Below are 13,053 nucleotides of genomic sequence, written 5' to 3' on the forward strand. Positions count from 1 at the left end.
AGGCGACGGCACGCTGACCGGCCGGCAAACACTGCGACAACGCGCGGCCCGGGCGCCGGTCAGATGTCGTAGCTGGCGCCCGCCCGGACCACTTCCAGCGGCCCGGTGTACGCCCCGGCCGCCGCCTCCACCGTCTGCGACTCGCTGCCCCAGGCCGGTACGAGGTGGGTGAGCAGGAGCCGACCCACTCCCGCCTTGGTGGCCGCCTCGCCCGCCTCCCGGCCGGTCAGGTGCAGGTCCGGCGGGTTCTCCACGCCGTCCATGTAGCTCGCCTCGCAGAGGAACACGTCGGCGTCCTGGGCCAGGCGCAGCAGCGCCTCGCAGGGTGCGGTGTCGGCGGAGTAGCAGAACACCCGGCCGCCGTGCTCCAGCCGCACCCCGTACGTCTCGACCGGGTGGTTCATCCGGTCGACGGTGACTGTGAACGGACCGATCGGGAACGTGCCCGGCTGCAGGCCGTAGAACTGGTAGACGTCCTCCACCGAGCCCTCCTCCTGCCCGTACGCGGCGGCCAGCCGGTCCGGCGCGCCGGACGGGGCGTACATCGGCAGGGGCGGATACGGGCCGTCCGGCGCGTACCGGCGTACCACTACGTAGGACACGGCGTCGAACATGTGGTCGCAGTGCAGGTGGGTGAGGAGGACGGCGTCGGGGGCGTGCAGCCCGACGTAGCGCTGGAGCGTGGAGAGCGAGCCCACGCCGAAGTCGATCAGAAGGCGGAAGCCCTCGGCTTCCATCAGATAGGCCGAGCAGGGGGATTCGGGCCCCGGGAAGCTGCCCGCGCAGCCGAGGACGGTCAGTCTCATCCGGTGGCCTCGATCTCACCGTGAGTAGTCGATGCGCCGGCGGCGGCGCCGCCGATGATCACTACCGACGCGCTCGCCACGCTGCGCAGCCTACGCGTCGCCCCGGTCGGGCAAGAATCATCTGCCGGAAGTTGTCATCAACGTGACACCCATACACGTCCGCTCCGGACGAGACCGGCGGTCCGGCCGGCGGGCACGCCACCGACCGGACCGGCCATCGGTCCGTCAGGCCCAGAGCTGACCGTCCAGAGCCTCCTCCGCGTCGGCGAGGGTGCCGCCGTACGCGCCGGTCGACAGGTATTTCCAGCCGCCGTCGCAGACCACGAACGCCACGTCCGCGCGCCGGCCGTCCCGGACCGCCTCGTGCGCCACCGCGAGCGCGGCGTGCAGGATGGCGCCGGTGGAGAACCCGGCGAAGACGCCCTCCACCTCGACGAGCTGCCGGGTCCGCAGCACCGCGTCCCGGGTGCCGACGGAGAAGCGGCGGGACAGCACCCCGGCGTCGTACAGCTCGGGCACGTAACCCTCGTCGATGTTGCGCAGACCGTAGACCAGCTCGCCGTAACGCGGCTCGGCCGCCACGATCTGGATGCCCTCGACCTTCTGCCGCAGATAGCGCCCGGTGCCCATGAGCGTGCCGGTGGTGCCCAGCCCGGCCACGAAGTGCGTGATGCCCGGCAGGTCCTGGAGTAGTTCCGGCCCGGTCGTCTCGTAGTGCGCCCGGGCGTTCGCCTCGTTGCCGTACTGGTAGAGCATCACCCAGTCCGGGTGTTCGGCGGAGATCTGCTTCGCGGTCACGACCGCCTGGTTCGAGCCACCCGCGGCCGGCGAGAAGATGATCTCCGCACCGTACATCCGGAGCAGTTGCACCCGCTCGGTGGAGACGTTCTCCGGCATCACGCAGACCAGCCGGTAGCCGCGCAGCTTCGCCACCATGGCCAGCGAGATGCCGGTGTTGCCGCTGGTCGGCTCCAGGATCGTGTCACCCGGACGCAGCCGGCCGGCCTCCTCGGCCGCGCGGACCATGAACAGGGCCGCGCGGTCCTTGATGCTGCCGGTCGGGTTCCGGTCCTCCAGCTTGGCCCAGAGCCGCACCGGCGGCGCCCCGGCCGGGACCGTCGGCGAGAGCCGGGGCAACCCGACCAGCGGGGTGCCGCCGCAGGCGTCGAGGAGGCTGTCGTACCGCGCCATCGCGGGCCCCCTCAGCGGGCGGCGCGCGTGGAGACCGCGTGCGAGGCGATCGCCGCGGCGGCCGCGAAGCCGAACGCGCCACCGGCCACGGCCGGCAGGATGGTCACGCTGTCGCCGTCGTTCAGCTTGGCGTCGAGCGCGCCGAGGAAGCGGACGTCCTCGTCGTTGACGTAGACGTTGACGAACCGGTGCAGCGCACCCGCTTCGGTGACCAGCCGGCCCTTCAGGCCGCCGTGCCGGGAGTCCAGGTCGGTGAGCAGGTCGGCGAGCGTGTCGCCGCTGCCCTCGACGACCTTCGCGCCGCCGGTGTAGCTGCGCAGGATGGTGGGGATGCGAACCTCGATGGCCATGGTGTCTCGTGCTCCTCGTTCGGGATCGTGCCAGGTGACGGGAAAAGGAAGGTGCCGGCGCTGAAGGTCAGCGGCCGGAACACTCGTAGTCGACCGTCGCCGGGCTCTGCCCGAACATGTAGGACTGGACGGCGTTCGGGTCCACGGCGGCATCCACGATCTCCACCGGTTCCTCGGTGACCACGCCGTCGACGATCCGGAAGGAGCGGATCTCCTCGGTGTCGGGCTCGCGGGTCGAGACGAGCAGGTAGTGCGCGCCCGGCTCGCCGGCGAAGGAGACGTCCGTACGCGACGGGTAGGCCTCCGTCGCGGTGTGCGAGTGGTAGATGACGACCGGTTCCTCGTCGCGGTCGTCCATCTCACGCCACACCCGCAGCTGCTCCATCGAGTCGAACTCGTAGAACGTCATGGAACGGGCGGCGTTGTCCATCGGGATGTGCCGGGCCGGGGTGTCGCTGCCGACGGGACCGGCGACCACGCCGCACGCCTCGTCCGGGTGGTCCCGGCGCGCGTGGGCGACGATCGCGTCGATGATCGACCGGTCGATGCTCAGCACGTCGCCAAGCCTAGCGCCTGGCCCTCCCGGGCGGCGAGGTGGCAACCGTCACCACTCAGTCGATCAGCGCGTTGAGCAGGGACTCCTGCAGATATCCGAGATAGGCGTAGACCGACAGTTGGAACACCCGGGACGAACCCGGGTCCGCGGCCACCGCGTCGTCGAGTTCCTCGCCCAGGTCGGTGCCGTCCTTGATCTCCAGGCGTACGCCCATCGCCAGCCGGGCGTCGTTCAGCGCCCGGAGCCACGCCTCGGCCGCCTCCGCGTCCAGCCGCACCTCGCCACCGGAGTCCCCGTCGGGCAGCGCGGCGAGCACGGCACCCGCCTGGTCGATCTTGCCGGTCTTCAGATCACCCTCGGTGTAGCGGCGGAACTCGGCGGTGCCGGCGTCGTCGTCCGGGTAGACGTCCGGGAAGAGCCGCCCGACCACCGGATCGCCGTGGTCGAAGCCGTCGGTCAGCAGCCCGACCACCTCGCCCGCGACCTTGCGCAGCACCCGGACCTCGTCGACCGCGAACGTGGCCACGTAGTGGTCGCCCCGGCGGCGGAACATGCTCACAGCGCCACCCTTGCTCGCGACTGCGGGGCTCGCGACACCGGCTCACTCCTCGCGCTCACGATCGGTCCACCGTCGCCCAGAGGCCGTACGCGTGCAGTTGCGCCGCGTCGTGCTCCATCCGCTCCCGGGCACCGCTGGAGACCACGGCCTTGCCCTTGTGGTGCACGTCCAGCATGAGCCGCTCCGCCTTCTCCCGGCTGTACCCGAAGAGCTTCTGGAACACCCAGGTCACATACGTCATCAGGTTGACCGGATCGTCCCAGACGATGGTCACCCACGGCCGGTCGGAGACCGGCACCTCTTCGGTGTCCGGCGTCTCGACCGGCGCAACCTGTGGAGCCGCCATGCCCCCCATCGTGCCACCGGATCCGGGGAACCGATGAACCGGAACGGCGCGCGGGTCGTCGTCACCCGCCCGGGCCGCGTACGCGAGCCCGGGTCGCCGTCTGCCGACCCCGTGGTCAGGCAAGCAGGATGCCGTGGTCGAGCGCATCGGCGAGCACCGCGCCCAGCGAGAGACGGATCACCTCGAAGCGGCGGGACACCTCGCGGGACAGTTCGAGTTCGACCTCGCGCAGCGCGCGCTGGGCCCAGGAGCGGGCGGCGTTCGGATCGTTGTTGCCGGGCGCCCGCCAGTGCTGCCAGCAGCCCCCGTTGAGGGCGACGCCGACCGGCGGGAGCACCTCGTTCCGCTGCGCGCCGGGCAGGCCGGCCAGCGCGTCCAGGGCGCCCGCCCCGGTCAGCCCGGCGACCCCGGCCGTGCTGGTCACCAGGAGCACCCGGTCCAGCTCGGGCGCGTCCGGGTGGTCGGCCAGGCCCCAGCGCACCGCGTGGGTGATCCGCCGGCGTACGCCCTCGGCCAGCGGCGCGCCGAACACCCGGGCGGCAGCCTCGTCGACCAGGCCCCGCACGGCCTCGTCGCACTGGGCGGTGGCGAGCAGCGACAGCGCCTCCATCTCCCGGTCGAGCAGTTGCGGCAGGCCGGCGCAGCCGACCCCGAAGACGATCTCCTGCACCACCCGCAGGTGGATGTTTGCCAGTTCCAGGGCGAGGTGCTGGCGGATCCGGCGGGCGCAGGCGCGGGCCTGGCGGTCGATCCGGTCGGCCAGCTCACCCGGCTCGACGCCGGCGAGCACCGGTATCCGGCCGTGCGCGCCGGCCGGCACCGGCGGGCACGCGCTGCCGCGACGCAGCGCCTCGTCGGCGGCCCAGCCGACCAGCGCGCGGCGCAGCTGCGGCAGCTCGGCGTGGCGGGCCGGGAACCACCGGGCCGGGGTGAGCGCCGGCACCGCGGCCAGCAGCGCCGCGCGGTGCGCCTCGATGGAGACCGACACCGGGTCGAGCCGGCGGGTGGGCCCGGGATCGGTACCGGACGCCGCCCGGTCCTGGGCCCGTGTTCCGTCGCCCGGCGCGGCCGGGGCGGTCACGCCGGGCGTGACGGCGAAGAACACCTCGACCCGGGTACGCGCCACCTCGGCGAGCAGGTGCAGCTCGGCCGCGCTGAACGCCTGGTCGGCGGAGATCACGAAGAGCAACGCGCCGGCCCGGCCGACGGCGTCGCGCAGCACCCGGCCGCCGGCGACGCCGAGCGTGCCGGTATCAGGCGTGTCGACCACCGCGAAGTGCCGCAGCAGCGGATCGGGCAGGCTCAGCTCGACCCGGCGCGGCGGCCGGGCCAGCGCCGGGCCGGCGGCGAGCGGGTCGGCGCCGTAGGCGTGCGGCTGGCGGTAGCCCGGGACGTACGCGGCGCGGGTGGCGGTGGCGGCGTGCTGGACCAGCAGATTGCTTCCCGGCGGCACGGCGAGCGTCGCGGCCTCGACCCCGAGCAGGCCGGCGATCAGCTCGCGCCGGTTCGCGCCGGCCGGACCGGCGACGACCACCGCCATCGGCTCGTCCGGCCCGGGCGCGGTCATCCCGAGCCGGGCCGGTAGCGGGACGCATCCGGCGGGCCCGGCCTGCCGGCGCGGGTCGGGCACGTGGACCGAAGGGAGCGAACCTGGCGTCATCAGGTGGGCCTCCCGATCGGGCGACCAGGGTGGCGGTCGCGGATTCTCCCTGGTTGCAGGGCTGCCGGAAGAGTACGGGTGTCGGCCATCCGACAGCCGACAACACCGGTACTCACGAGTAATGAACAGATTACTCAACTTCACTGCGTGACGGTACGCACGCGCACGGAACACGCTCGATATGCTGCGTCGATGAGTAGGTGGGAGTTCGTCGGCCGTACTGTCGAACTCAACCGTCTGTGGTCGGCGGTCGGTAGCCCGGAGGGTCGCGGGTTGCTCTTCAGCGGTGACGCCGGGGTCGGCAAGAGCCGGCTGCTGCGCGAGGGGGTGGCCGCGCTCTCCCCCGAGCGGTACGCGATCTGGTCCATCGCGGCCAGCGCCACCACCGCCGCGTTGCCGTTCGGCGGGCTGGTCCAGGTGCTGCCCGCCACCCAACCGCAGGGCCTCTCCCCCGCCGGGATCCTGCGCTGGGCCGTGGACGTGCTCCAGGAGCAGGCCGCCGGGCGGCCCATCGTGCTGGCCGTCGACGACGCCCATCTGCTCGACCCGCCGTCGGCGGCGCTCGTGCATCTGGTCGCCCGCTCGGCGAACGCGTACGTCCTCGGGACGCTGCGCAACGGCGAGCAGATCCCGCTGCCGATCCGCGCACTCTGGACCGACGACCTGGCCGACCTGGCCGAGCTGAGCCCGCTGTGCCGCAGCGAGACCACCGGGCTGCTCGCGGCCATCCTGGGCGGTCCGGTCGACGCCTGCTCCTCGGACCGGCTGTTCCAGCTCTCCGCCGGCAACCCGCTGCTGCTGCGGGAGCTGGTGCTGGCCGCCGGCGACGAGCTGGACCGCAGGTACGGCATCTGGACCTGGACCGGCCGGCTGGAGCTGGCACCCAGCCTCACCGACCTGATCGACGCCCGGATCGGCCAGCTCACCCCCGGCGTACGGGCGGTCGTCGAGCTGGCCGCCTTCGGCGAGCCGCTGGGCCTGCAACTGCTCGAACGCGCGGTCGACCCGGCGGACGTGGAGACGGCCGAGGAACGCGGGCTCATCACGCTGGTCCACGACGACCGGCGGCTCAACGTCCGCCTGGCGCACCCGCTCTACGGCGAGGTGATGCGCCGGCACTGCCCGGTCAGCCGCACCCGCCGGCTCCAGGCCACGCTCGCCGGGCTGCTGGAGCAGGTGGGCAAGCGCCGCCGGGACGACCTGCTGCGCGTCGCGGTGTGGCGGCTCGACTCGGGTACGGCGCAGGACGTGGCCCTGTTGCTGGACGCGGCGATGCAGGCGTTCGGCCGGTACGACGTGCCGCTGGCCACCCGGCTGGCCCGGGCCGCGCTGGAAGCCGGTGGCGGCACCGATGCGGCGGAACTGCTCGCCACCATCCTGATGTTCGGCGACCGGCCGGACGAGGCACTCGGCGTGCTCGACCAGGTCGCCGGTGAGATCCGCGACGACCGGCGGCGCAGCCGGTGGCTGACGGTCCGGGGCATGGTCAGCTACTGGGGGCTCAACCGCGAGTCCACGGTGGAGGACATCGCCGCGCGCGGCGGGGAGCTGAGCGACCCCGCCGACCGGGCACGCGTACGCGCGTTCGAGGCCATCATGCGGCTGCACCGGCTCGACGTCGACGTCGCGGTACGGCTGGCCCAGGAGGTGCTGGACCGGCCCGCCGCCCCGATGGCCGCCCGGGAGCTGGCCCGCTGCACGCTCGCCCACCTCCAGGCGGCGCAGGGGCAATACCAGCTCAGCGCCACCGCGGTCGCCCGGGTACAGGCCGAGGCGGCGTGCTGGCGGGCCGACATGCCCTACCTCCAGCTCGCGATGGAACTGGCCCGGGGCACCCGGCTGGCCCTCTCCGGTGACCTGCCCGGCATCGACGCGATAGTCGCCGACGAGTTCGCCGACCTGGCCGGGGCCGGTGACTTCCGGCTCGGCACCGGCTACCTGGCCATCCTCCAGGCGTACGCGGCGCGGCTGCGCGGGCGCGGCGACGACGCGCTGCGGACCAGCCTGGAGGCGTGCGCGGTGCTCGCCACCAGCCGGGTGTACGCGGGCCTCGCGCACGCCGAGCGCGCCCAGGCCGCCGCGCTGCGCGGCGACGCGACGCACGCGGCCGAGGCGATGGCCGAGGCGGACCGGACGCACGCACCCGGGATGGCAGTGCTCTATCCGTGGCTGGAGCAGGCCCGGGGCGCGGTCCAGGCCGCGACGGGCGACCTGCCGGCGGCCGTCAAGCACCTGTGCGCGCTCGCCGACCGCCTGCGCGAGGACGGCCTGGCCGGGCACGAACTGCTCGTCCTGCTCGACCTGGTTCGGCTCGACCAGGCCGCCGCGCCGGTCGGCCCGACCTGCACCGACGGTGGCCGCCGCACCGTTGCGCAACGCCTGGCCGAACTCTCCGAGCAGATCGACGGTGTGTTGCCGCCGCTCGTCGCCCGGTTCGGCCGGGCCGCCGTCGACGGCTCGCCGGACGCGCTGCTCGCGGTCGCCGACGGTTTCGCCGACCGGGAGCTGATCGTGTACGCGGCCGAGGCGACAGCGCTGGCCCTGCACCGGACGCGACACCTCCGCGCGGGCGCCACCGGGCCGATCCGGGAACGCCTCGCGGGTCTGCTGCGCCGCTGCGACGAGATTTCCACCCCGGCGCTGCGGCTGCTGCGCCCGACGCTCAGCGAGCGCGAGTGGGAGATCGCCCGCCTCGCCGCCGACGGCGTGACCAGCCGCGCCATCGCCGAGCGGCTGTTCCTGTCCACGCGCACGGTGGAGAACCACCTCCAGCGCGTCTACAGCAAACTCGGCGTCGCCGGGCGCGCCGAGTTGCGGGCCGCTCTGCGGTCGATGCCGGGGCACGACGGCGCGGACCCGGGCTGAACTCTAGGCTGGGGCGGTGAGCACCCTTCGCCCCGCGCTGCTGACCGACCACTACGAGCTGACCATGGTCGGCGCGGCCCTGCGTGACGGCACGGCCGACCGACGCTGCGTCTTCGAGGTGTTCAGCCGGCGACTGCCGACCGGCCGCCGGTACGGCGTGGTCGCCGGGACCGGCCGGCTGATCGAGATGATCCGGGGCTTCCGGTTCGACCCGGCGGAGATCGACTTCCTGCGCCGTACCGGAGTGGTGGACGAACGGGCCGCCCAGTGGCTGGCCGACTACCGGTTCACCGGCGACATCGACGGCTACGCCGAGGGCGAGCTGTTCTTCCCCGGCTCCCCGATCCTCACCGTCTCGGGCACGTTCGCCGAGTGCGTGGTGCTGGAGACGCTGGTGCTGTCGGTGCTCAACCACGACTGTGCGGTCGCCGCCGCGGCGGCTCGGATGGTCACCGCGGCGCGGGGCCGGGCGCTGATCGAGATGGGCTCCCGCCGGGCGCACGAGGAGGCCGCCGTCGCCGCGGCACGGGCCGCGTACCTGGCCGGGTTCCGGTTCACCTCCAACCTGGCCGCCGGGCAGCGGTACGGCATCCCCACCGCGGGCACCGCCGCGCACGCCTTCACGCTGCTGCACGACGACGAGCGGGCCGCGTTCGCCTCCCAGGTCGCCACGCTGGGCAAGGACACCACGCTGCTCGTCGACACGTACGACATCGCCCAGGGCATCCGCAACGCCATCGCGGTGGCCGGGCCGGAGCTGCGGGCGGTCCGGATCGACTCCGGCGACCTCGCGGTGATCGCCCAGCAGTCCCGCGAGCTGCTCGACTCGCTCGGCGCCACCGAGACGAAGATCATCGTCTCCGGCGACCTCGACGAGTACGCCATCGCGGCGCTCGCCGCCGAACCGGTGGACATGTACGGTGCCGGCACCGCCGTGGTGACCGGCTCCGGCGCGCCCACCGCCGGCCTGGTCTACAAGCTGGTCGAGGTGGAGGGGCGGCCGGTGGTCAAGCGCTCCGAGCACAAGGCCACCATCGGCGGCCGGAAGGTCGCGGTCCGCCGGCACAAGCCGACCGGCACCGCCACCGAGGAGGTCATCGTGCCGCAGGGCGTGCCGGACCGGCAGCCCAACGACCGGCTGCTCCAGCACTCGTACGTGGTGTCGGGCGAACCGGAGACGCTGCCCGCGCTGGAGGAGTCCCGCGACCACCTGCGCCAGTGCCTGATCTCGATCCCGTGGGAGGGGCTCAAGCTCTCCGCCGGGGATCCCGCCGTACCGGTTACCGTCGTACCCGCGAGTTGAGGAGGAACGTTCAGATGGCGAACGCCCTGATCATCGTGGACGTGCAGAACGACTTCTGCGAGGGCGGTTCCCTCGCGGTCGGTGGTGGAGCCGGCGTGGCCGCCGGTATCTCCCGGCTGCTCGCCGCCGAGCCGGGCCGGTGGGACCACGTGGTCGCGACGAAGGACTACCACGTCGACCCGGGCGCGCACTTCGGCGACCCGCCCGACTACGTCGACTCCTGGCCCCGGCACTGCGTGGTCGGCACCTCCGGTTCCGAGTTCCACCCCGAGCTGGTGACCGACCGGGTGGAGGTGATCTTCCACAAGGGCGAGCACGCGGCCGCGTACTCCGGTTTCGAGGGGCACGGCCCCGACGGCGAGTGCCTGGCCGACTGGCTGCGTCGGCACGACGTGGACCGGGTCGACGTCGTCGGCATTGCCACCGACCACTGCGTGCGCGCGACCGCCCTGGACGCCGCCCGCGAGGGCTTCGACACCACGGTCCTGCTCGACCTGACCGCTGCGGTCGCGCCGGAGACCCTCGACGTGGCGCTACGCGCGATGCGGGGCACCGGGGTGACCCTGCGGGGTGAGCCGGTGGTGCGGCCTGGTTGAGGGGTGGGGCCGGGTTCGCCACCACGGCCCGTCACCCCGGGGTCACGTCGGCTGCCGACCGACCGCGCTCCGGGCGGCGCACAGACGTGCGCCGCCCGGCCGGGCCGGTCACTGCGGCAGCGCCTCCACGCTCTCCGCGACGTTGCCGCTGTAGCAGGTTCTGGTGGCCGTGCCCGGGGCGGTGACCACCTGGGTGCCGTAGACGACGTAGGTCGCCCCGGTCTGCAGGTTACGACAGTTGATCTTTACCTTGTAACGGCCGGTGTCGCACTGGACGCGGCCACGGCCGTAGTAGTGGTTGCTGCCCTCGTGCACCCACTCCATCCAGGGGGCGCAGCCCGTCGTCGCGCCCCCGGTCGGCAGGGGATCCGCCACCGGGTAGACCTTCTCGGCGACGTTGCCGGTGTTGCAGGTGGTGGTGGCCGTACCGGGGGCGTTCACCGCCGAGCTGCCGTAGACGACGTAACCGACGCCGGTCTGCTTGTTGCGGCACTGAATCTTGACCTTGTAGCGACCCGTGGTGCACTGCACCTTGCCGCGGCCGTAGTAGTAGTTGCTGCCCTCGGTGACCCACTCGGTCGACGTGGTGCAACCGGTCGGTGCGATCGCCGCCGACCACTGGGTCGCGGGAGCCGACATGGGAGCCGCCTGCACGGGAGCGGCCGAAAGTGGCAGGCTGAACGCGGCGACTGCCAACGTCACGAGCGGGTACCTGAACACAACGCCTCCTGTTGCCGGAACATGAAGATCATTGATACGACGGGCTCAGCGTAAGCCATCCATCGAGTGACGGACATGCTCCGCGCGTCCTCGGCTGTCACGCCGCTCGATTTCGGTCCACGCGAGTCTCCTCCACCGGACAGCGCCGCCGCCGGGAGCACCGGCAGACAACGAGGGCGCCACACCCGGGTGGGTGCGGCGCCCTCGTGGTTCGTGCCGACGTCAGCGCTGGTCGAGGTTGCCTGCGGTGTCCTCCTGGTAGCTTGCGCCACCGTTTACCTCGCTGGTCAGCGGCTTCGCGCCACCCTCCGGCGGGCCGGCCAGGCTCTGCCCGGCGGCCAGCTCGGGGAACTTCGCGTCGAACGCCGGCCGCTCGGAGCGGATGCGCGGCATCCGGTCGAAGTTGCGCAGCGGCGGCGGGGAGCTGGTGGCCCACTCGAGCGAGTTGCCGTGACCCCACGGGTCGTCGACCTCGACGACCGGGCCGGTCTTGTACGACTTCCAGCAGTTCCAGATGAACGGCAGCGTCGAGATGCCGGTGATGAACGCGCCGATCGTGGAGATCGTGTTCAGCGTGGTGAAGCCGTCGGCGGCCTGGTAGTCAGCGTACCGGCGCGGCATGCCCTCGTTGCCCAGCCAGTGCTGCACCAGGAACGTGGTGTGGAAGCCGATCATGGTCAGCCAGAAGTGGATCTTGCCGAGCCGCTCGTCGAGCATCCGGCCGAACATCTTCGGGAACCAGAAGTAAATGCCGGCGAACACGGCGAACACGATGGTGCCGAAGAGCACGTAGTGGAAGTGCGCCACCACGAAGTACGAGTCGTGCAGGTGGAAGTCGAGCGGCGGGCTGGCCAGCAGCACACCGGTGAGACCACCGAAGAGGAAGGTCACCAGGAAGCCGATGGAGAACAGCATCGGCGTCTCGAACGTGATCTGGCCCCGCCACATGGTGCCGATCCAGTTGAAGAACTTCATACCGGTGGGCACGGCGATCAGGTAGCTCAGGAAGCTGAAGAACGGCAGCAGCACCTGGCCGGTGGCGAACATGTGGTGCGCCCAGACGCTCATCGACAGGGCGGCGATGGCGATGGTGGCGGCCACCAGGCCCTTGTAGCCGAAGATCGGCTTCCGGGAGAACACCGGAATGATCTCGCTGATGATGCCGAAGAACGGCAGCGCGATGATGTACACCTCGGGGTGACCGAAGAACCAGAACAGGTGCTGCCACAGCATCGGGCCGCCGGTCGCCGGGTCGTACACGTGGGCGCCCATCAGGCGGTCCGCGGCGAGCGCGAACAGCGCGGCGGCCAGCAGCGGGAAGACCAGGATCGCCAGCAGGCTGGTGACCAGCATGTTCCAGGTGAAGATCGGCATCCGGAACATCGTCATGCCGGGCGCGCGCAGGGTCAGGATCGTGGTGATCAGGTTGACCGCGCCGAGGATCGTGCCCAGACCGGAGATGGCCAGGCCGACGACCCACATGTTGGCGCCGACGCCGGGCGAGTGCTCGACCGTGCTCAGCGGCGTGTAGGCGGTCCAGCCGAAGTCGGCCGCGCCGCCCGGGGCGATGAAGCCCGCGGTCGCGAGCGTGGCGCCGAACAGGTACAGCCAGTACGCGAACGCGTTGAGCCGGGGGAACGACACGTCCGGCGCGCCGATCTGCAGCGGCACCACGTAGTTCGCGAAGGCGAACACGATCGGCGTCGCGAAGAACAGCAGCATGATCGTGCCGTGCATCGTGAAGAGCTGGTTGTACTGCTCGGGCGACAGGAACTGCAGGCCCGGTCGCGCGAGTTCGGCGCGCATGATCAGGGCCATCAGGCCACCGATCATGAAGAACACGAACGCGGTGACCATGTACATGATCCCGATCTGCTTCGCGTCCGTGGTGCGCAGCAGCCGCGCGATGGCCGACCCCTTGACCGGCTCGCGGACCGGCCAGGGCCGGGTCACGACCGGCTTGGGTGCGACGGTGGTCACGAGTGGCCTCCGGTTCTGGTTGTCCCGCTCGGCGCGCTGGTCATCGGCGCAGCCGTCATCCGCAAGGAGGATAGTCCCCGGTAGGCGGCCCTGCCGCGTGGGGTGGGCGGCTACGATCTTC

Annotated in this window: 12 protein-coding genes; 3 read left to right on the top strand and 9 right to left on the bottom strand. The window is 72.2% G+C overall.

What is annotated here, in order from left to right; translation table 11 throughout:
- Positions 1-59 precede the first annotated feature (59 nt).
- The 7 genes from C569_RS0115475 to C569_RS0115505 all read right to left on the bottom strand — a co-directional run bounded on the left by C569_RS0115475 (position 60) and on the right by C569_RS0115505 (position 5,438).
- Positions 60-806: an MBL fold metallo-hydrolase gene (locus tag C569_RS0115475; protein WP_018786680.1), complete on the bottom strand. Its 747-nt coding sequence runs from the start codon at positions 804-806 to the stop codon at positions 60-62.
- 225 nt (positions 807-1,031) lie between these two features.
- Positions 1,032-1,997, bottom strand: coding sequence for a PLP-dependent cysteine synthase family protein (locus tag C569_RS0115480; protein WP_018786681.1), 966 nt, complete (start codon positions 1,995-1,997; stop codon positions 1,032-1,034).
- Between the two features lie 11 nt (positions 1,998-2,008).
- Complete coding sequence (locus C569_RS0115485) at positions 2,009-2,347, bottom strand: MoaD family protein (RefSeq protein WP_018786682.1); 339 nt, start codon at positions 2,345-2,347, stop codon at positions 2,009-2,011.
- Between the two features lie 67 nt (positions 2,348-2,414).
- Complete coding sequence (locus C569_RS0115490; RefSeq protein WP_018786683.1) at positions 2,415-2,903, bottom strand: Mov34/MPN/PAD-1 family protein; 489 nt, start codon at positions 2,901-2,903, stop codon at positions 2,415-2,417.
- Between the two features lie 55 nt (positions 2,904-2,958).
- Positions 2,959-3,456 (bottom strand): DUF2017 domain-containing protein, encoded by a 498-nt coding sequence (locus C569_RS0115495; RefSeq protein ID WP_018786684.1) that lies wholly within the window; start codon positions 3,454-3,456, stop codon positions 2,959-2,961.
- 61 nt (positions 3,457-3,517) lie between these two features.
- Positions 3,518-3,808 (bottom strand): ATP-dependent Clp protease adapter ClpS, encoded by a 291-nt coding sequence (clpS, locus tag C569_RS0115500; RefSeq protein WP_018786685.1) that lies wholly within the window; start codon positions 3,806-3,808, stop codon positions 3,518-3,520.
- Between the two features lie 115 nt (positions 3,809-3,923).
- On the bottom strand, positions 3,924-5,438 hold the full coding sequence (locus C569_RS0115505) for a hypothetical protein (RefSeq protein WP_018786686.1): 1,515 nt from the start codon (positions 5,436-5,438) through the stop codon (positions 3,924-3,926).
- A 222-nt stretch (positions 5,439-5,660) separates the two neighbouring features.
- Between C569_RS0115505 and C569_RS0115510 the strand changes: the two genes are divergently transcribed.
- From C569_RS0115510 to C569_RS0115520, 3 genes are read left to right on the top strand one after another with little or no spacing between them, the layout of a single operon-like run.
- On the top strand, positions 5,661-8,333 hold the full coding sequence (locus C569_RS0115510; protein WP_026268202.1) for a LuxR C-terminal-related transcriptional regulator: 2,673 nt from the start codon (positions 5,661-5,663) through the stop codon (positions 8,331-8,333).
- A gap of 16 nt (positions 8,334-8,349) precedes the next feature.
- Entirely contained in the window at positions 8,350-9,636 is a 1,287-nt protein-coding gene (locus tag C569_RS0115515) for a nicotinate phosphoribosyltransferase (protein WP_018786688.1), read from the top strand.
- Between the two features lie 14 nt (positions 9,637-9,650).
- Positions 9,651-10,232: an isochorismatase family protein gene (locus C569_RS0115520; RefSeq protein WP_018786689.1), complete on the top strand. Its 582-nt coding sequence runs from the start codon at positions 9,651-9,653 to the stop codon at positions 10,230-10,232.
- 108 nt (positions 10,233-10,340) lie between these two features.
- Here the strand turns inward: C569_RS0115520 and C569_RS0115525 are convergent, their stop codons facing one another.
- Both C569_RS0115525 and ctaD read right to left on the bottom strand, forming a co-directional pair.
- A complete protein-coding gene (locus C569_RS0115525) occupies positions 10,341-10,871 on the bottom strand; it encodes a hypothetical protein (RefSeq protein WP_018786690.1) in 531 nt (176 codons plus the stop codon).
- Between the two features lie 303 nt (positions 10,872-11,174).
- Positions 11,175-12,932: a cytochrome c oxidase subunit I gene (gene ctaD, locus C569_RS0115530; RefSeq protein ID WP_018786691.1), complete on the bottom strand. Its 1,758-nt coding sequence runs from the start codon at positions 12,930-12,932 to the stop codon at positions 11,175-11,177.
- Positions 12,933-13,053 lie beyond the last annotated feature (121 nt).

The sequence above is a fragment of the Micromonospora sp. CNB394 genome (assembly GCF_000374985.1).
Taxonomy (GTDB): Bacteria; Actinomycetota; Actinomycetes; order Mycobacteriales; family Micromonosporaceae; genus Micromonospora; species Micromonospora marina.